Raw genomic sequence first — 18544 nt, forward strand, 5'->3', positions numbered from 1 at the left:
TTTCTACCCGCAGAGGTGCGCGGCCCGTACGGACCGCGCGGGGTGGGTTACCAGCGAACGCGCTGTTCGGCGATACGCTGACGCGTGGACTCGATCCACTCTTCGCGGGTTTGGAAGCCCGGCCGTCTGCGGCACATCGCCTCGGTGCGGGCGAGGATTTCTTCGCTGCTCTGATCCAAGTCCAGCGGCTCGCGGCACGGCTGGTTGGTATAGAACGGTGAGTCCACGTACATCTCGATCGGATTGCCCTCGGGGTCCTTGAAGTACATGGACCAGGCATTGCCATGGTCCACCTGGTCGATGTTCTGGATGCCGTTGGCCTTGGCAAAGGCGTAGTAGCTCTTGAGATCATCCAGCGAGTCGAGCAGGAACGACAGCTGGTTGATAGGGTTGAACGGCAGGTCGATCGGCTTGCCATCGAACAGCACCAACTGGTGATGGATCTCGGGGTTTTGGGTCATGAAGAAGAGCCGGTGGCCGGTGGAGGCCACGCCCTTGTCGCTGACGATAAACCCGAGCTTTTGGCAGTAGAACTCGACCATGTTGTCCAGATCGGCACAGAAGGTTCCGGTATGGGTGAAGTTGATCCGTGGAAGAGTGGCCATGTGCTATGTCCTATTCTTGTGATTGTGGGATGGAAGATCAGACTTCGTCGATGACAGGGTTCGAGAGCGTTCCGATCTGGGAAATGACCACCTCGAATACATCGCCCGGCTTGAGGAAGATCGGCGGCGTGCGTTTGAAGCCGATTCCGCTTGGGGTGCCGGTGGCGAGAATGTCGCCGGGGTTCCAGTCCAGTGCTTGCGAGACGTACGAGATCAGGTGGGGAATATCGAACGCCAGTTCGGACAGGCTGCCCTCTTGCATCTGCTCGCCGTTGAGGATCCCGCGGACTTGGAGCTGGCGATAGTCGGCGATTTCATCTGCCGTCACCAGCCACGGGCCCAGCGAGCCAGTGCTGCGGAACGTCTTGCCCATACCGTACTGGTGGGTGTGGAACTGCCAATCACGGACGCTGGCATCGTTGAAGCAGGTGTAGCCGGCCACGTGGTCCATTGCGTTCTCGGGGGCGATGTGCGACCCGCCCTTGCCGATGACTACTGCCAGTTCTGCTTCGAAATCAAACTCCTCCGAGACAGTCGGACGAACCAACGGGGCGCCATGGGCCAGCAGCGTTTCAGCGAAGCGCTGGAAAATGACAGGGTGCTTGCCCACCTTGCGACCTGCCTCCTCGGCGTGAGCCACGTAGTTGATACCTACGCAGATAACCTTGCCGGGCGCGGGAATTACGGGGTCGAGGCGCACCTCATCCAATGCGTGATCGCTGGGTGCATTGGCGGCCAGCAGCTTGGCCTGGGCCAGCTTCTCGGAGTTGGAGATCAGGGTGGCCAGATTCGGTACGCCAGGCAAGTGCTTGGCGAGGTTCACAACCCGATCCCCAACGACAGCACCGAAGCTGGCTTGGCCGTTGAACTGGTAAGAGATGAGTTTCATTAGGTGTCCTCCAGGGTGTTTTTGTGCACAAAACATAATTCCTTGCACAATAAACCGCAAGATGCATAATGCGAAAGCCCCGTCGTGAAAATCTTTCTCGGCAGTACCAGCAGGAGAACGCGCATGTCTTTGGTGAAAGTTCGCAAGTACAAACTGGACGTGGAGGAGATCCTCCATGAAGGAGGCCCAATCGCCGCGCAGCCACTGAGAATTGCTGTCGCTGTGGCGGTAGTCGAAAACCCCTATGCAGGCCGTTATGTCGAAGACCTGCTGCCATTCATGCAGGAGCTGCGCACGCTTGGTCGCGACCTGTCGGGCCGTCTGATCGATGCACTCGGTGGCAGGGAAGTGGTTCAGGCGTATGGCAAGGCCGCGATCGTGGGTGAGGATGGTGAGCTGGAGCATGGCGCCGTCTGGCACGAGGCGGGGGGCTGGGCGATGCGCGAGGCTCTGGGTGAGCCCAAGGCCATCGTGCCGTCAGCGAAGACCATCGGCGGTCCTGGCTGCCGTCTGGTGCTACCCCTGGGGCATATCCAGGCGGCCTACGTCCGCAGCCACTTCGGCGTTGCCGAAATGACGCTCTGGGATGGCCCACGCCGCAACGAGATTGCATTCGGTCTGGCGATGGCTACCGGTGGGCGAATTCATGCGCGCCTGGGTGGCCTGGCTGCGGCCGATGTGAAGGGTGAGGATGGCCTGCGCTAGCCGCTCGTAACCCTAATAGAACTGCCGCGCTCGGCTTGTTGCCGAGGCGTATCTGCACAACAAGAACAAAAGTTGGAGATATCCATGACGAAAATGATGCGTGCTGCCCGTATGTATGAATGCGGCAAACCCATGGAGCTTGAGAACATTCCGGTTCCGACCATTCGTCCGACTGAGGTGCTGGTTCGGGTCAAGGCCTGTGGCATCGTGCCTAACCTGCACAATATTCTGACCAATTGGACCACCTGGTTCCCTCATCTGCCTTTGCCGAAACTGCCTGCCATCTTCGGCCTCGATCCTGCCGGGGTCGTCGAACAGGTAGGTGAGCAGGTCTACGACTTCAAACCCGGTGATCGTGTTTACGTCAATCCGGCCCGCTACTGCGGTTCCTGTCGTGCCTGTCGTTCTGGCAATACCACCGGCTGCAGTGCCTACACGTTTAACGGCTACTTCGGCTTCACACCGCGCAGTCCCCAGATGTTTGAGCACTATCCCTACGGTGGGCTGTGCGAATTCATGCCGGCGCCGCAGTACAGCCTGGTGAAAATCCCGGACAGCATGAGCTTCGAAACGGCCGCGCGGCTGGGCTACCTCGGTACGGCGTACCGTGCTCTCAAGAAGGCGAATGTTGGCCCGGGCAGCACGGTGCTTATCAACGGCATCAGCGGCACCCTGGGGCTTGGTGCAGTTGCGCTGGCCCTCGCCATGGGCGCGCGCAAGATCCTCGGGACCGCCCGCAATGAGGCGTTGTTCCAGAAGGTGAAGGATCTGGCTGCGCCGGGACGGATCGAGATTCATACCCTCGGTAATGGCTCCATCGCACAATGGGCAGACAAAGTCACTCACGGGGAAGGTGTTGACGTTGTCATCGACGCTCTCGGCCCTGGTGCGTCCTACGAACCGCTGGTTGATGCACTGCGCGCGCTTCATCGCTCCGGCCAACTGGTCAACATCGGTGCTGTGGCCGGTGATGTACCGCTCGACCTGCACTGGATCATGGACAATGACATCCATGTATGCGGCTCGGCGTGGTTCACCACCGGGCAAGGCCAGGAGATGGCCGATATGGTCGAGTCGGGCGTGCTGGACCTTTCGTTCTACGAGCACACTGTTTTCCCGCTCGAGCAGGTCAATCAGGCGATTAGCGGCATCGAGAATCGCCATGGCGGCTTCAGCAACTACGTCATCGCACCCTGAACAGATGCCGGACAGGGGCTGCCCCTGTCCGGCATTACTATCTACATGAGATGAGTGGTGTCGAGCATGCAAATAAGAAGAGTTGTGACCGGGCGCGATGAATCGGGGCGTTCGGTATTCCTTTCCGATGGTCCGGCCCCACGGCATAAGGATTTCCAGGATCTACCGGGGCACGGTGTAGCTCAGATTTGGTGTTCTGGTGCTGGGACTGAGGAGGCCGGAGATCCGACCCTACGCTACGGATCGCTCATTCCTGGTCCAGGTGCTACGTCGTTGCTGATGGTCAATTTCCCACCAGACACCGTTATGGCGGCTCCTCTCGATCCTGACCGTGCGCTGAGCGAGCTGTCTGCTGCTCTGCCCGGTCTGTTCGAATGCTTCGAACCTGACCAGCCAGGTATGCACCGGACCCCCACGATCGACTACGGCATCTTGCTGGAAGGCGAGCTCTGGCTGGAACTCGATGACGGCCAGGAGAGGCTGCTGCGTGCTGGTGATGTGATCATCCAGAACGCAACGCGGCATGCGTGGCGCAACCGCTCGCACGCTGTCGCCAAGGCCGCCTTTTTCATGGTGGGTTGTTCCACCACCTGATCCATCAGGGCCTAGTTACCTCTGCCTTCGGGCGGGGGGACGGGTTAGTTCAGAGAAGTGCAATGACTGAAGTTGTGATTGTTGCTGCTGTCCGCACGCCCATCGGACGGTTCGGCGGAATGCTGTCCCAAGTTCCAGCCACCGAACTGGGAGCCGTGAGTTTACGTGCCCTGTTGGACCGCACCAGGGTGCCGGTGAAGGATGTCGATGAGGTCATCATGGGGCAGGTCCTGGCAGCCGCCGCCGGGCAGAATCCCGCTCGCCAGAGCGCAGTAGGTGCCGGACTGCCGTTCACGGTTCCAGCCTTTACCCTCAACAAGGTTTGTGGGTCTGGGCTGAAGGCCGTCCATCTGGCCGTCCAAGCTATTCGCAGCGGAGATGCGGAAATTGTCTTGGCTGGTGGGCAGGAGAATATGAGCGCCGCCCCTTTTCTGCTGGAGCGCGCACGGCAGGGGCTGCGCATGGGGCATGCCCAGTTACTGGACAGCATGATCCATGACGGATTGTGGGATGCCTTCAATGACTATCACATGGGCATGACCGCGGAGAACCTGGCCGAACAGTATGGGATCACTCGTGAACAGCAAGACGCCTATGCGCTGTCGTCTCATCGACGAGCAGCTAACGCGCGACTTGCTGGTCGGTTCGAAGCAGAGGTCGTTCCGGTGACTGTGGTGGGACGGAAAGGTGAATCCCGAACACTTGTGGAGGATGAATCGCCCGCTATCGAACCTACATTGGAAGGCTTGAGCAGGCTCCGACCAGCCTTTCATAAGGACGGCTCGGTCACTGCAGGAAATGCTTCACCGCTGAACGACGGAGCCGCCGCAGTCATGGTCATGAGTGCAGATCGGGCCCGGGCCTATGGGCTGCCGGTGTTGGCGACGATCAGAGCCTTTGCGAGCGTTGGAGTCGAACCTTCGGTAATGGGGATCGGGCCGGTATTCGCTACCGATCTGTGCCTTCAGAAGGCCGGCTGGCACGTGGATCAGTTGGATCTTGTCGAAGCGAACGAGGCTTTCGCCGTTCAGACCCTGGCGGTTAGTCGGGAGCTGGGGTGGGACACTGGCAAGGTCAATGTGAATGGCGGCGCCATTGCACTGGGCCACCCACTGGGGGCATCGGGTTGCCGCATCCTGGTGTCGCTCCTGCACGAAATGGGCAGGCGCGATGCACGGCGTGGACTCGCCACGCTATGTATCGGTGGCGGGCAGGGCGTTGCTCTTGCCTTGGAACGTGGCTGAGGAGAAATCTGGATGAGAACAGTCCAATTTGTGGGGCTTTCAGGAAGCTTGAGAGCCAACTCAGCTCACGACGTGATCCTTCGTACGATCTCCGAGGAGCTTTTGCCGGTGGATACCCGGTTAATCGTGCATTGCCTCCACGAGATTCCCCTGTACAACGAGGATCTGGACGGCGAAGGCGCCAAGGCTCCTGAACCGGTCCGGCGACTCCGGCAAGTTGTCCTCGAAGCGGATGGTCTAGTGATTGGGTCTCCGGAGTACAACCATGGCATGTCGGGCGTGATGAAGAACGCGCTTGATTGGCTGTCTCGCCCCCACGGCAAGTCGGTACTCAAAGGCAAGCCCGTTCTAACTTTCACTGCATCTCCTGCATTTACGGGCGGCGTCCGCGCCCAACAGCAACTCAACGAAACTCTTTGGGCTATGCCGGTGGAGTTGGTTCGCTATCCCCAGATAGTGATTGGTGGCGTGAACGCGAAGATCGCCCAGGGACGGCTTGTGGATGACGCCGTGCGGCAGTTTATGGAAAAGGGGTTGCTGGAACTTCGAGCAATGATCCCGCGCTTCTAGACAGCAAGTGGTACCGCGCTTTAGCTGCCCCGTACACCTGAGGTGAATAGATATGGACAAGCCATCGACCGTTCGAGCCCTGGAAGACTTAAGCCGCGAGCGGCTGTCGAAGAGCTTCTTCATGCGTGACTTCCTTTATTCGGAAATCAGCCAGATAGAGGGTATCCCCAACATCCCGGATTATCCCGAAAGGGCGATCGAGGCGGGGCGAAAGCTGTGTGAAGAGCTACTCGAGCCGCTACAGGATCGTTTCGGCCGAATTGCCATCCGGTCGGCATACCGTGCGCCTGCCATCAATGCCAAGGGGGCAGAGAACAATCGGCAGTACAGCTGTGCCGACAACGAGCGGAACTTCGCATCTCATATCTGGGACTACCCCGACTCTGAGGGCTACCTTGGCGCAACGGCCTGCATTGTTGTTCCTGCCTTACTACCGTGGTACGAGCGGTATGGTGACTGGACCCCATTGGCTTGGTGGATTCATGACCACCTGCCTTACACCAGCCAGTTCTGGTTTCCACGTCTGGCGGCATTTAATTTGCGCTGGAGCGCAAATCCAAACACCCGGCAAAGCATCGGAACCAACGTGGTGAATCCACACACCGGAGGCAACGAAGCGCTAGTGGCTGAAGGTATTGCGTCGCTCTCGCGTGACGAGAGATGCGTGCTGGTTGATCGCTGGATATCGAGCTTGAGTGGCAATCAACGCTAGTGCGCGATGCGCTTCTTTCGAACCCAAGTGATATGCCTGGGGGGCGCTTTTGGCCCAGGCTGTGCGACAACAGTGCCAACACCAGAACCGTATGCAAGATGTGCCCGAGCGCTCGTGAGGTTAAGTCAACAGTGTGCTGCTGACCGCGGCTTGAGTCTCCTAACGCGTTTCTACAGCACTTGGAGGCGGGGAGGGCATGGCAACTGTTTCTGCTCTCCGGAGCAAGAGCGACCGCGTCAACCAGGGACCTGCGCTAGGGGCCTCTAGGCGAGCAGGGGCTGCACCCGCGAAACGTCACACCGATACTGCAGGTAGTGCTGAAAGCGGCTGAGTTGTCCAGCAGGCACTGGTTGTGCTGCGGATTTGCTACCTGGGCGATGCGCAGTGGCTAGGAGCAAAACCCTAGTGCTTTTCTTCGGTTGGCGTGGCCCGAAGTCAGCGCCGCGTTCGTGGACAGCATCGGGAGCATTCCCGGGCAATTGTGGCCGCCCTCGCCGAACCTGGAGGTTGAAGGACTGCCGGGCCCATCTGGTTCAGCAGTTCAGCCAGGAAGCTGACCAGTTTGAACGGTTCAGCGCTGTTCACGATGGCAAACATCAGGCTGCGCGGAAGAAATTGACGCAGTTGGCCGCGGGCCTTGTTCCATCGGGCGATCGCTCAGCAGTGATGACCAGGATGCCCGGTTCGGTAGAGGGGCCGGAGGTGCAGCTGCCGATCTGGTCAATGCCCAAGGGGCGGATGTACGTATTACTGGCGGGATTGGTGTTGGGTAACACAGGTCCGTGTTGGTTACCGGAAACCGAAAAGGCGTGGGTCCAGAAGCCCCCCAAGGTTCAACTCCCAACACCGTGTCCCGGCCGACCTCTCGGCTTCTGCGCTGAAAGGCCGGACGGGACCGGGACTGCATAACCCCGACGCGTGGATCAGTCCGGTGTCGGCAGCTTGCCAGTGCGCATCGCGGCAATTACGCCACCGTCGATTAGCAGGTCGCTGCCGGTGATGAATCCTGCATCGGGGCCCAGCAGGAAGGATGCCGCGATCGCAATTTCCTCCGGCGGTGCCATTCGCTGGGACGGTGAGGCAGACACCATGGCACGATACATGTCGCCAATCTCCGAATTCAGTTCGTGTTGCGCCAGAGGCGTGACGATGATGCCGGGGCTGATCGAATTGACGCGCGCACCGCGCTCGCCCCAGGTGATAGCCGAGGCCTGCACGCGCAAATGGTTGGCGCGCTTGGCCAGCATGTAGGCAACGACCGAATTGGGAACGACATCACTCTGCAGAAACGGAAGCTTGAGCAGCTCCTCGGTAGGGGTATGGATTAGTGCCTGGTCCTGCTCCGGCGGCAGCGCTGGCATCATGTGTCCGGCCATGCTGGAGATGATCAGACCGGCTCCGCCCGGTGCGACAACCTTTTGGAACTCGTCGAACACGACTGCGGCGCCATACAGATCCACTTCCAGGACGCGCTCGACCGGGGCCATATTCGGGGAAAGCCCTGCGGTATTGATAACTTGAGTCACCCGACCCAGAGCAGCGGCGGCAGTGGCAAGCGCCTGAACTGACTCGCGCGAGGATACGTCTACAGGATGAGTCTCGACGGCGTAGCTGGCGTTGCGCATATCCTCAGCGGCTGCACTCAACGTCTTCTCGTTGAAATCAGCCAGTAGCACGACCTTGCCGAATCCCTGCCGGCGTGCGATGGCGAGGCCGATTCCGCCCGCACCGATTACAACAACGACTTCTTTGGTCACTTCAGTTCTCCTTGCCTATCTTCGAAGCTGCTGCGCCCTAGAACCCTGGGGAGGGGGCGCAGCGCGAATGCTGCAATTGCCGCTGGCCAGCCACAGATACTGCTCATGTCCGATTCCTCTGGAACCGTGTAGTGGTGCCACTGCGCTGGACTATGGAGACTCCCTAAAAATAATGATGCTTCGTGTGCCCTTCAGGGCAAAGTCGAGGTGTTTATTGTTGTCCTTGAGGGGGCTGGTGCTGAGGGCTACCTGCAGGGGACTCCGTGTGGCGAACCAAGCCATGGCGAGGCAGCCCAGCCCTGATACGGCAATAATCCAACTCATCGTCCAGGGCGTTCCATCGGATAACCAGCCCACCATCGCCGCGCTAAGAATTCCGCTGCCATAGTGCATTGCCCCAATCAATGCTGACGCTGCACCGGCCTGATGTGGGAAGTCAGCTAAGGCAGATGCCACGGAATTGGCGACAATCAAGCCGTTCATCGACATGTAGAAGAATACCGGCAGAGCAAGGCCGACCAAACCGCCCCAGCCCAGGTGGGCATCGAGCGCCATCAGAACGCCCGTTCCAGCGGCAATCGCTGCACCGAGCCTGAATAGGGTTTGGCTACCGAGCTTTGTGACCACGCGGGAATTGATAAAGTTAGCCAGCATGATTCCTGCAATATTTACCGCGAAAAGCAGGCCGTATGCTTGTGGGCTGACTTGATAGTAATCGATGTATGCGAAAGGGGTTCCGGCAATAAAGGCATAGGCTCCGGCGTAGAAGAACCCACCGGCAATTGCGTAGCTCATCAGCTTGGGTGAGCGAATGAGTGCTACATAAGCTCTGACAGAGTTGAGCAAAGGCTCATTGTTGCGACGGCTGGCGGGCAGGGTTTCAGGTAGCGCCAGCAGCATGAGCAAAGTCAAAAGTCCAACGCTGGCCAGAATCCAGAAAATTGTATGCCACGACCAAGCCAAGAGAATCTGACCGCCAAGAATAGGGCCGAGAAGCGGGGCTGCCCCCATAAAAAGAATCAAGGTAGAAAGCATGCGTGCCGACTGTTCTCTCGCGTACAGGTCTCTCACCATGGCACGCGCCAGAACCGGACCAGCGCATGCCCCTATGGCCTGCACAACCCGCCAAACTAACATTTGCCAGACTGACTCAGACAGGGCGCAGCCAATCGAGCCGAGCACGAACAGAATCAGGCCGATGGCAATAGGAAGACGACGGCCGTAGCGGTCACTGATGGGCCCCCAGAACAGTTGGCCAACACTGAACCCGATCAGGAAGCTGGACAAAGTCAGCTCCATCAGGCCTTGAGCGGCGTGGAATTCGGCCGCCAAAGCCGGCAAAGCGGGAAGATAGAGGTCTGTCGATATCGAGGCGAATGACATAAGCGCGCTCAGAATGATCAGAATGCGCATTTCGTTGGGGTGCTTGGATTCCTTAGCTGCATTGGCAGCATGGCTCGAGAGCATTGGGGTAACTCCAGAAAGGGAAGCGGGCGCGAGGCGCCCGCTGTACAAGTCATTTCGCCGCTTTCAGAGAGGCCATGTCGATGACGAAACGGTAGCGAACATCCGCGCGCTCCAGGCGCTCGAAGGCTTCGTTGATCTGATCCATACGGATCATTTCGCACTCCGGAAGAATGTTCTTTTTCGCGCAGAAATCGAGCAGCTCCTGGGTCTCTTCGATACCCCCGATCAACGAACCGGCGATACTTCTGCGCCCCAGAACCAGGGGGACAGTGCTGGGTTCGCTGAGCTGACCGACCTGGCCGACCAGCACCAGAGTTCCGTCTACCTTCAGCAATGGGAGATAAGGATTGATGTCGTGCTTGACCGGTACGGTATCGATGATCAGGTCGAAGCTGGAGGCAGCCGCCTCCATGGCCTTGGCGTCTGAAGACACCAGTAGGTGCTTTGCACCGAGTGCAAGAGCATCGTTTTCTTTATCCCGGGTTCGGCTCAGTACCGCGACATCCGCCCCCAGGCCGACAGCAAGCTTGACTGCCATGTGACCCAATCCGCCAAGCCCGACCACGGCTACACGACTGCCCGGGCCGGCTTTCCAAGTGCGCAGCGGCGAGTATGTCGTGATACCGGCACAGAGGAGCGGTGCCGCTTTGGCCAGATCCAGGCCAGCCGGTACGCGCAGCACAAATTCTTCGCGAACTACGATGTGGGTCGAGTAGCCGCCCAGGTTGTTTTCGCCAGTAGTGCGATCAGGCGAGTTGTAGGTATCGGTTCTGCCATTGAGGCAGAACTGCTCTTCGCCATGGTGGCAGTGGTGGCACTCCTGGCAGCTGTCTACCAGGCAGCCGACGGCGACCGAATCACCGACCTTGTATCGACTGACCTTGCTCCCTACAGCCGTGACGCGGCCAACGATTTCGTGGCCGGGTACCAGCGGATAGACACTGTAGCCCCAGTCGTCACGTGCTTGGTGCAGGTCCGAATGGCACACACCGCAGTAGAGGATCTCGATCAGCACATCGTTGGGGCGCAGAGCACGGCGCTCGAACTCGAACGGTGCCAGTGGGGTGGTGGAGCTTTGTGCGGCGTAGCCGAGGATCTTCATGTTCAAACTCCGTGTTCTAGGTGCCAGCGTGGTAAGTACGAACGCGGCAACATTGGCTTGAACATCAGAGTAAGGAATTCATTACCATCGATTAAGACTAGATAGCCGCATGGAGTCATGAGGACTATTCATTAATGCCGCTTTTTCCAATCAAGGCACGTTCAGTGGTTAGTTGGCGCGATCAACCGCTGGTGCCTGGACTAGCATCGCGTTCACCAGGAGTACCACTCGGTGGGGCCGCTATCAGCGATCACCCAAATCGTGCTGTGACCAGTTGAATCGCCGACCTCATGTGTGATGGCGCAATGCATCGACAACGATAGTGAGGGCTCGCGAGAACTGGCGGCGGTTGGGGTAGTAGAGGTGATAACCGGGGAAGGGCTCGCACCAGTCTTCCAGCACTCGCTGCAGCGCGCCCTGGGCAATCGCCTCGGCCGCCAGGTCCTCCGGCACATAGGCCAAGCCGCATCCGGCGAGGGCTGCGCGGATGATCTGGCTGCTGCTATTGAACGTCCACTGTCCCTCTACTTTTGCCTTGAGCTCATGTCCGTTCTTCTCGAACTCCCAGGCGAGAAGACTCCCATAGGTGGGGAGCCGAAGGTTTATGCAGTTGTGTTGCGCGAGGTCCCGCGGGCTTTTCGGCGGGGCGTACTCGCTGAAATAGCTGGGCGTCGCCACGACGGCCATGCGCATGTCAGGTCCGATTCGAACGGCGATCATATCCTTGGCGACCTGATCGCCAAGGCGCACACCCGCATCGTATCGGTGCTGGACAATGTCCGTGAGGGTGTAGTCGACATTGATCTCGACTCTGACGTCAGGGTATTCGCCCATTACCTTGAGCAGCTTTGGCCAAAGAACCTGATTGGCGGCATGCTCGGATGCAGTGATACGCACGATACCGGCTGGCTTATCACGGAACTCGCTGACTGCCGCAAGCTCCGTTTCGATCTCTTCGAAACGGGGAGCCAGGGTTTGGTAAAGGCGCTCGCCGGCCTCCGTGGGCGAGACACTGCGGGTGGTGCGCGTCAGCAGGCGGACACCCAGTCGCTCCTCCAGCCCCCGGATGGTATGGCTTAGCGCCGACTGTGAGACCCCCAGTTGAGCAGCTGCCCGAGTAAAACTCCCCTCGCGCGCAACGGCTGCGAATGCTTGGAGATCGTTGAAATTCTCGCGAGGCATTTATGGTCCCAGCTCATAGTGGCATGCAAATTATGCCATCTAATCATGAGTGACACTGCCCTGTAATGTCATGGCACAGATCAATTCTGCCTAGCTCGCCAGTAGCCTGTTGACGCCAATCCCATTCCGGCGGCGGTGGTGCGCTTGGCGTTACGTGCCTGGAATGCTCGCAGATGAACCCAATTCGCCGCTATAACAGAGCCGCAGCACTAGCTGCCTCAGACGTGCTAGGAGGCTAGCTATGTTGATGGGTGCTGTCCTTGTCGCGCTGCGCCGCCCCTACACTTTTGTCGTCATGGCCTTGTTGTTGATGATTGGGGGCGTGCTGGCGGCGCTTCGCACTCCAACAGATATTTTTCCTGATATCCGCATCCCGGTTATTGCAACCGCTTGGCAGTACACTGGTTTGCCCCCGGATGAGATGGGGGGGCGCATCACTTCTCCATTCCAGCGCCTCCTCAGCGCCTCGGTGAACGACATCCAGCGGATCGAGGCAAACACCTACCCTGGCGTCGGTATCGTCAAGATCTTCTTCCAGCCAGGCGTTGATGTGGCTACCGCTAACGCTCAGATCACGGCTGCTTCTCAGGTAGCGCTGCGTCAGATGCCTGCCGGCACTCAACCGCCGGTGATCTTGAACTACAACGCAGCGACCGTGCCGATTGTTCAACTGGCCCTTTCCGGTAGCGGCATGTCAGAGCAGGCGCTGTTCGACCAGGCAATGAACGTCGTACGCACCCCGCTGATCACGGTGCCTGGCGCGGTCATTCCGCTGCCGTATGGGGGTAAGCAACGCCAGATACAGATTGATCTAAATCCTGAAGCCTTGCAGGCCCGTGGGCTCTCCGCGCAAGACGTATCCGCAGCGCTGGCGGCACACAATGTGCTCACCCCCATCGGTACGCAGAAGATCGATGACCGCGAGTACACCTTGCAGCTCAACAGTGCCCCCGTCGCCATTGAAGAGATTGGCCGCATTCCGATCAAGGTGGTCGAGGGCGCGACCATCTATCTGCATGACGTGGCCGATGTGCGTGACGGCAACGCGCCGCAGACGAATATCGTACATGTCGATGGCAATCGTTCCGTGCTCATGACGGTGCTCAAGAGCGGAACGGCTTCCACACTGGCAATCGTCGACGGTATTCGCGCCAAGCTGGTGGAAATGCGCGATGCATTACCCGAGGCTCTGCGTGTGGTGCCGATCAACGACCAGTCGGTGTTTGTGCGAGCTGCCGTGAAGGGCGTCGCGCTCGAGGGTGCGATTGCCGCCACGCTCACAAGTTTGATGATTCTGCTGTTCCTGGGGAGCTGGCGCTCGTCTCTGATCATCGCCGTGTCCATTCCGCTCTCTGTGCTTGGGTCGATCATGGCCCTTGCGGCGTTTGGTCAAACGCTAAACCTGATGACGCTCGGCGGTCTGGCGTTGGCTATCGGCATCTTGGTCGATGATGCGACGGTGACCATCGAGAATGTCAACTGGCACCTCGAGCAGGGCAAGGATGTGGAGACGGCGATCCTTGATGGGGCGAGGCAGATCGTGACGCCTGCTTTCGTCTCGCTCCTCTGTATCTGCATCGCCTTCGTCCCGATGTTCTTTCTGGAAGGCGTATCGCGCTTTCTGTTCGTGCCGATGGCGATGTCGGTGATCTTCGCCATGGTGTGCTCATTCATCCTGTCGCGAACGCTTGTGCCAACCATGGCCAAGTACCTGCTAAAGCCCCATGCGCCGCATACGGACATGCACGGCAATGACGAATCCTTGCCGCCTTCACGCAACCCGCTGGTGCGCTTTCAGCGTCGCTTCGAAGACCACTTTGAGCGGTTCAGGGAAGGCTATCGGCGCAGGCTGGAAACTGCGCTTAAGCATCGCAAGACATTCCTGGCCAGCTTCGCTGCTGTGGTGATGGCATCCTTTGGGCTGGTGCCGTTTCTGGGGGCCAATTTCTTCCCTTCCGTGGATTCTGGTCAGGTGCTGATGCATGTGCGCTTGCCAGTTGGCACGCGGGTTGAGGAGACAGCGGCACGCTTTGCCGATGTAGAGCGGGCGATTCGTCGCATCATCCCGGCGGAGGAGATCGAAACCCTGGTCGACAATATTGGTCTGCCCCCGAGCAATATTAACCTGACCTACAACAACACCGGCGTCATGGGCGCTCAGGACGGTGACTTCCAAATTGCTCTCCGTGAAGGCCATCGTCCAACTGTCGAATATGTGAAAGAACTGCGCAGGGTATTACCGGAGCAATTTCCCGAAGCAACCTTCTCGTTCCCGCCTGCCGACATAGTCAGTCAGATCCTCAATTTTGGTGCGCCCGCTCCAATCGACATACAGATACGAGGCGCCAACCTCGACGCAAATTTCGCGTATGCCCAGGACTTGCTCAAACGCATTCGCACCATTCCTGGCGTTGTCGATGCGCGTATCCAGCAATCCAATCAAGCACCGAAATTCAGTGTCGAGCTGGATCGCACCCAAGCTCAGCAACTTGGTCTGAACACGCGGGACGTGACCAATAGCCTCGTGACCAATCTGGCCGGCAGCGGCCAGGTAGCACCGACCTACTGGCTGAACCCAGCCAACGGGGTCAGCTATCCCATAGTGATTCAGACGCCGCAATACCGGATCGACTCACTCAGTACGTTGGCCAACTTGCCAGTCGGCAATGGCGCGACCACCGCTGATACCACTTTGGGGGGCGTAGCCAGTTTCACTCGATCCACCGGTAATGCACTGGTTAGCCAGTACAACATCCAACCCCTGGTGCAGATACATGCGGCCATTCAGGACCGAGACTTGGCCGCTGTGGCTGCGGACATCCGCAAGGTGCTTACTGAGACCGGTGCACAGGTGCCTAAAGGCAGCAGTGTGCAGCTGATGGGGCAGGTCGAGACCATGGATCGCGCGTTCTCGGGACTGTTCATCGGGCTTATCGGCGCCATAGTGCTGATCTACTTCCTGATCGTGGTGAACTTCCAGTCCTGGCTAGACCCAGCCGTGATCGTTTCCGCGCTGTCGGCAGCCCTTGCCGGCATTGCGTGGATGTTGTTCGCCACCGATACGACACTGTCCGTCCCGGCCCTGACCGGCGCCATCATGTGCATGGGGGTCGCCACTGCCAACAGCGTCCTGGTGATCAGCTTCGCGCGGGAGCGCCTGGCGGAGCTGGGGGATGCTACTGCTGCGGCCCTTGAAGCTGGCTTCGTGCGTTTTCGTCCCGTGCTGATGACGGCTCTGGCGATGATCATCGGCATGCTGCCCATGGCCCTGGGGATAGGCGAGGGCGGTGAGCAAAACGCACCGCTGGGACGCGCTGTAATCGGCGGACTCCTGTTCGCCACTGTCGCGACGCTGATGTTTGTGCCGGTGCTGTTCAGTCTCGTGCATGCACGTGATTCCCGTCACTCTGAACCTGCAGCGCAGGCCGCATTAGGAGTTTCCTGACATGCGCATCAACCTTCCTTATTTGCGCTCCCAGCTGTTACCGCTGGTGTTAATTGCTCTGGCCCTAGTCGTTGTGGTGACAGGGCTATCGACTCGCTGGTCGCGTGCCGAACAGCTGGAGAAAATGGCGGCCGAGCAAGCAGTACGCACGGTTGCGGTGATCTCGCCATCACGTGTCCTCGCTACGACGATCGAGCTGCCGGGGCGTATTGAGGCCTGGGCGAGGGCGCCGATCTATGCACGGATAAGCGGCTACCTGAAAAGCTGGGAGGTTGAAATCGGCGATAGGGTCACGGCTGGGCAGGTCCTGGCCGAGATCGAAACCCCCGATCTTGACCACGAAATCCAGCAGGCGCGAGCTGAACTGGAGCGAGCCCGTAGCGAGGCTGCCTTGGCTGAAACCACTGCGGGTCGTTGGCAGCGACTGCTAGGCAGTAATGCGGTCTCGCGCCAAGAGGTTGAAGAGCGCACAGCTGACCGTGCCGTCAAGCAAGCAGTGGTAAATGCGCTGCAGGCGAACCTGCAGCGAGTTCAGGCGCTCCAGGGATTCAGACGTCTTGTGGCGCCCTTTGATGGTGTTGTTACAGCTCGTAATACCGACGTGGGGGCGTTGATCAACGTCGGGATGGCCCCGGGCAGCGAATTGTTTGTCGTCGCGGATGTGAGCCGTTTACGCGTGTATGTGAACGTGCCGCAGCGCGAAGTAGCTGCCGTAGCCCCGGGTGGGCGTGCAGTGTTGAAGGTGCCCGAACGCCCCGGCACGACTTACACGGCCATCGTGCAGTCGCTGTCTCGGTCCATCGATGTGGAATCAGGGGCAATGCGTGTGCAGTTGAGCGTAGAGAATCCTGAAGGGGAATTGCTGCCGGGGTCCTACGCGACCGTCAGCTTCCAGGCTGATCCTGATCTGGCTCGCCTCGGTGTTCCACCCAGTGCCCTGATTATTGGTAAGGAGGGCACTCAGGTCGCTACGGTAGACAGCGATGGCTCGGTTTCGCTCAGGGCTGTTTCGATCTCCAGAGACCTGGGAAACATCATCGAATTGGCAGATGGACTCAGCGAAGGAGATCAGATTATCGACAGTCCTCCCGACGGTATCGCTACCGGCGATCGAGTACGTATTGCTGAGCGGACTGCTTCGCTATAGGTCGAATACCCATAACTCTGCCTATTCACGATACCGCAGGGCTTCGATCAGCACAGCCATGGCGCGCGAGGACTGGCGGCGGCTTGGATAGTACAGGTGATATCCGGGAAAGCGCGGGCTCCAGTCGTCGAGCACCAGTTGCAATCGTCCAGCTACGACATGAGGCATGGCGATATCCCTAGGAACGAAGGCCACGCCAAGCCCCACCAGGGATGCGTTGAGAATCTGGGTGATGTTGTTGAGCACCAGCTGGCCTTCGACGCGCACCTTCAGTTCCTGTCCGGCGTTTTCGAACTCCCAGGCATAGAGACCGCCGTACGTCGGCAGTCGGAGATTGATGCAACAGTGGGGCAGGGAGTTCGTGAGGCGTATTCGGCTGAGCATGCTGTGCGAAGTAAGCTGGCGCGGCGACTACAGCCATTGGCATATCAGGTGCGATTCTGACCGCGATCATGTCTTTGGCGACCTGATCCCCCAGGCGGATACCAGCGTCGAAGCGTTGGGCAGCAATATCCGTCAAGCCGTAATCGATACTGACTTCGATCTTAATGTCCGGATAGCGGGGAAGAACTGACGAGAGCTTTGGCCAAAGGATGGTTTCGGCAGCGTGCTCTGCAGTCGTGATCCGAAGAGTGCCTGCGGGCTTGTCGCGCAGCTCGCTCAGCGCCGCCAGCTCGACCTCGATTTCTTCAAACTGCGGGGCCACTGTACGCAGCAAATGCTCCCCGGCGGCTGTCGCGGAAACGCTACGGGTGGTACGCATGAGTAATCGCACGCCGAGCCGGCTCTCCAAGCCTCTGATGGTATGGCTCAGCGCAGATTGGGATACCCCCAACTGCGCCGCAGCCCGTGTGAAGTTCTTCTCACGGGCTACCGCGATAAAGGCGACCAGATCGTTCAGATTCTCTCGCGGCATTTATGAGATCCATTCATGACGTTTAGCCGATTTTACTCTCTAGTTCTGGCTGACCACTGCCTCTAGATTCATTCAGTCTGTTTAGAACCCTCGGAGTGTGCGTATGAAGCTCTTTCCCGTACTGGCGACCTCTCTGTTGTTAGGGGCGCCTGCACTGCAGGCCGAAAATGAGTCCTCAGTCAGGGTTATGCATCCTGATGCCCAACCGTCGCAGCTCGGTTCAGCGAAAAACTTCACCGGAACCGTTCGCGTCGATTCCCTATTCCAGGCGCAGGCACCGGGGCGAGTCGGTGGTGGAACGGTCACATTTGAACCAGGTAGCCGCACGGCGTGGCACACCCATCCACTTGGTCAAACCCTAATCGTTACTGCTGGGGTCGGGCTGGTGCAGCAGTGGGGCGGTCCGGTTCAAGAAATCAGGCCCGGCGATATAGTCTGGATTCCGGCAGGCGCCAAACACTGGCATGGAGCTTCGCCAAACAACGGCATGACCCACATCGCCATTGCCGAATCGCTCGACGGAAAAGCGGTTGATTGGTTGGAGCAGGTCAGTGATACCCAGTACAGGCAGTCGCCCTGACCGGGAACTATGCCATTGCCTCTTCCCCTCGTGCCGCAAGCCCGTACCGCAGCCAGGAACCCGGCTTTGCACGACAGCGTCTGAGTTGAACCGACGGATGGGACAGGTCCGATGGCAATCGGCCCCGCTGTGCTGACCTGCGTTAATGAGCCTGGCTCATAGCCCTAATCGAATAATTGTGGCTAATCGCTGAACAGAGACCCCCTTATAGTCTCTATCGCTCGCCAGAGTGTCTGGCGTTCTGTGCGGTATGGGCGGCCATTTGCGTAGCACGTTCGATTGACTTCGAGCGTTGGCATTGGGGTGGTCGGACGTTTCGCGGACCGACACCATGGCCGTTTGTGTATCGGGGAATTGATCTCGACCGATCTCTTCGTATCGGGTGACCACCGTTTTAGATCGGGATAGCCGCTACCCGTAGCCCAAGCTGAA

15 protein-coding genes and 1 pseudogene are annotated in these 18544 nt (G+C 58.9%); 9 read left to right on the top strand and 7 right to left on the bottom strand.

The window, feature by feature from the left end:
- Window positions 1–47: 47 nt before the first annotated feature.
- Window positions 48–605 carry a VOC family protein gene (locus TQ98_RS12560; RefSeq protein ID WP_044872491.1) on the bottom strand — a complete coding sequence of 186 codons (558 nt, stop codon included), beginning with the start codon at window positions 603–605 and terminating at the stop codon, window positions 48–50.
- 37 nt (window positions 606–642) lie between these two features.
- Window positions 643–1494, bottom strand: coding sequence for a fumarylacetoacetate hydrolase family protein (locus TQ98_RS12565; RefSeq protein WP_044872492.1), 852 nt, complete (start codon window positions 1492–1494; stop codon window positions 643–645).
- Between the two features lie 123 nt (window positions 1495–1617).
- On the opposite strand from TQ98_RS12565, the gene TQ98_RS12570 reads away from it, so the two are divergent.
- The 6 genes from TQ98_RS12570 to TQ98_RS12595 all read left to right on the top strand — a co-directional run bounded on the left by TQ98_RS12570 (window position 1618) and on the right by TQ98_RS12595 (window position 6516).
- Window positions 1618–2199, top strand: coding sequence for an amino acid synthesis family protein (locus TQ98_RS12570; RefSeq protein ID WP_044872493.1), 582 nt, complete (start codon window positions 1618–1620; stop codon window positions 2197–2199).
- An 84-nt stretch (window positions 2200–2283) separates the two neighbouring features.
- A complete protein-coding gene (locus TQ98_RS12575; RefSeq protein WP_044872494.1) occupies window positions 2284–3396 on the top strand; it encodes an alcohol dehydrogenase catalytic domain-containing protein in 1113 nt (370 codons plus the stop codon).
- 279 nt (window positions 3397–3675) lie between these two features.
- Window positions 3676–3990 (top strand): cupin domain-containing protein, encoded by a 315-nt coding sequence (locus tag TQ98_RS28100; protein ID WP_242443200.1) that lies wholly within the window; start codon window positions 3676–3678, stop codon window positions 3988–3990.
- Between the two features lie 62 nt (window positions 3991–4052).
- On the top strand, window positions 4053–5234 hold the full coding sequence (locus TQ98_RS12585; RefSeq protein ID WP_044872495.1) for an acetyl-CoA C-acetyltransferase: 1182 nt from the start codon (window positions 4053–4055) through the stop codon (window positions 5232–5234).
- 12 nt (window positions 5235–5246) lie between these two features.
- Window positions 5247–5804 carry an NADPH-dependent FMN reductase gene (locus tag TQ98_RS12590; RefSeq protein ID WP_044872496.1) on the top strand — a complete coding sequence of 186 codons (558 nt, stop codon included), beginning with the start codon at window positions 5247–5249 and terminating at the stop codon, window positions 5802–5804.
- A gap of 52 nt (window positions 5805–5856) precedes the next feature.
- Window positions 5857–6516: a hypothetical protein gene (locus tag TQ98_RS12595; RefSeq protein ID WP_044872497.1), complete on the top strand. Its 660-nt coding sequence runs from the start codon at window positions 5857–5859 to the stop codon at window positions 6514–6516.
- A 923-nt stretch (window positions 6517–7439) separates the two neighbouring features.
- Here the strand turns inward: TQ98_RS12595 and TQ98_RS12600 are convergent.
- The 4 genes from TQ98_RS12600 to TQ98_RS12615 form a co-directional block, all read right to left on the bottom strand.
- Window positions 7440–8273, bottom strand: coding sequence for an SDR family oxidoreductase (locus TQ98_RS12600; protein ID WP_044872498.1), 834 nt, complete (start codon window positions 8271–8273; stop codon window positions 7440–7442).
- Window positions 8274–8423: 150 nt separating this feature from the next.
- Window positions 8424–9740, bottom strand: coding sequence for a Bcr/CflA family multidrug efflux MFS transporter (locus tag TQ98_RS12605; protein WP_082073206.1), 1317 nt, complete (start codon window positions 9738–9740; stop codon window positions 8424–8426).
- Window positions 9741–9789: 49 nt separating this feature from the next.
- Window positions 9790–10842: an NAD(P)-dependent alcohol dehydrogenase gene (locus TQ98_RS12610; RefSeq protein WP_044872499.1), complete on the bottom strand. Its 1053-nt coding sequence runs from the start codon at window positions 10840–10842 to the stop codon at window positions 9790–9792.
- A gap of 288 nt (window positions 10843–11130) precedes the next feature.
- Complete coding sequence (locus tag TQ98_RS12615; protein WP_044872500.1) at window positions 11131–12024, bottom strand: LysR family transcriptional regulator; 894 nt, start codon at window positions 12022–12024, stop codon at window positions 11131–11133.
- A gap of 244 nt (window positions 12025–12268) precedes the next feature.
- Here TQ98_RS12615 and TQ98_RS12620 point away from each other — a divergent pair, with 244 nt between their 5' ends.
- Together TQ98_RS12620 and TQ98_RS12625 are read left to right on the top strand one after the other, a co-directional pair.
- Window positions 12269–15469: an efflux RND transporter permease subunit gene (locus tag TQ98_RS12620; protein ID WP_197708608.1), complete on the top strand. Its 3201-nt coding sequence runs from the start codon at window positions 12269–12271 to the stop codon at window positions 15467–15469.
- Window position 15470: 1 nt separating this feature from the next.
- Window positions 15471–16616 carry an efflux RND transporter periplasmic adaptor subunit gene (locus tag TQ98_RS12625; RefSeq protein ID WP_044872501.1) on the top strand — a complete coding sequence of 382 codons (1146 nt, stop codon included), beginning with the start codon at window positions 15471–15473 and terminating at the stop codon, window positions 16614–16616.
- 21 nt (window positions 16617–16637) lie between these two features.
- Here the strand turns inward: TQ98_RS12625 and TQ98_RS12630 are convergent.
- Window positions 16638–17532: pseudogene (locus TQ98_RS12630) on the bottom strand (LysR family transcriptional regulator).
- Between the two features lie 97 nt (window positions 17533–17629).
- Here TQ98_RS12630 and TQ98_RS12635 point away from each other — a divergent pair.
- Window positions 17630–18112, top strand: coding sequence for a cupin domain-containing protein (locus TQ98_RS12635; RefSeq protein WP_242443107.1), 483 nt, complete (start codon window positions 17630–17632; stop codon window positions 18110–18112).
- Window positions 18113–18544: the final 432 nt, after the last annotated feature.

This window comes from Pseudomonas sp. LFM046, from assembly GCF_000949385.2.
GTDB lineage: Bacteria > Pseudomonadota > Gammaproteobacteria > Pseudomonadales > Pseudomonadaceae > Metapseudomonas.

Coding starts and splice junctions, on each gene's coding strand:
- TQ98_RS12560 (WP_044872491.1), bottom strand. CDS start 605: ATGGCCACTCTTCCACGGATCAACTTCACCCATACCGGAACCTTCTGT.
- TQ98_RS12565 (WP_044872492.1), bottom strand. CDS start 1,494: ATGAAACTCATCTCTTACCAGTTCAACGGCCAAGCCAGCTTCGGTGCT.
- TQ98_RS12570 (WP_044872493.1), top strand. CDS start 1,618: ATGTCTTTGGTGAAAGTTCGCAAGTACAAACTGGACGTGGAGGAGATC.
- TQ98_RS12575 (WP_044872494.1), top strand. CDS start 2,284: ATGACGAAAATGATGCGTGCTGCCCGTATGTATGAATGCGGCAAACCC.
- TQ98_RS28100 (WP_242443200.1), top strand. CDS start 3,676: ATGGTCAATTTCCCACCAGACACCGTTATGGCGGCTCCTCTCGATCCT.
- TQ98_RS12585 (WP_044872495.1), top strand. CDS start 4,053: ATGACTGAAGTTGTGATTGTTGCTGCTGTCCGCACGCCCATCGGACGG.
- TQ98_RS12590 (WP_044872496.1), top strand. CDS start 5,247: ATGAGAACAGTCCAATTTGTGGGGCTTTCAGGAAGCTTGAGAGCCAAC.
- TQ98_RS12595 (WP_044872497.1), top strand. CDS start 5,857: ATGGACAAGCCATCGACCGTTCGAGCCCTGGAAGACTTAAGCCGCGAG.
- TQ98_RS12605 (WP_082073206.1), bottom strand. CDS start 9,740: ATGCTCTCGAGCCATGCTGCCAATGCAGCTAAGGAATCCAAGCACCCC.
- TQ98_RS12610 (WP_044872499.1), bottom strand. CDS start 10,842: ATGAAGATCCTCGGCTACGCCGCACAAAGCTCCACCACCCCACTGGCA.
- TQ98_RS12615 (WP_044872500.1), bottom strand. CDS start 12,024: ATGCCTCGCGAGAATTTCAACGATCTCCAAGCATTCGCAGCCGTTGCG.
- TQ98_RS12625 (WP_044872501.1), top strand. CDS start 15,471: ATGCGCATCAACCTTCCTTATTTGCGCTCCCAGCTGTTACCGCTGGTG.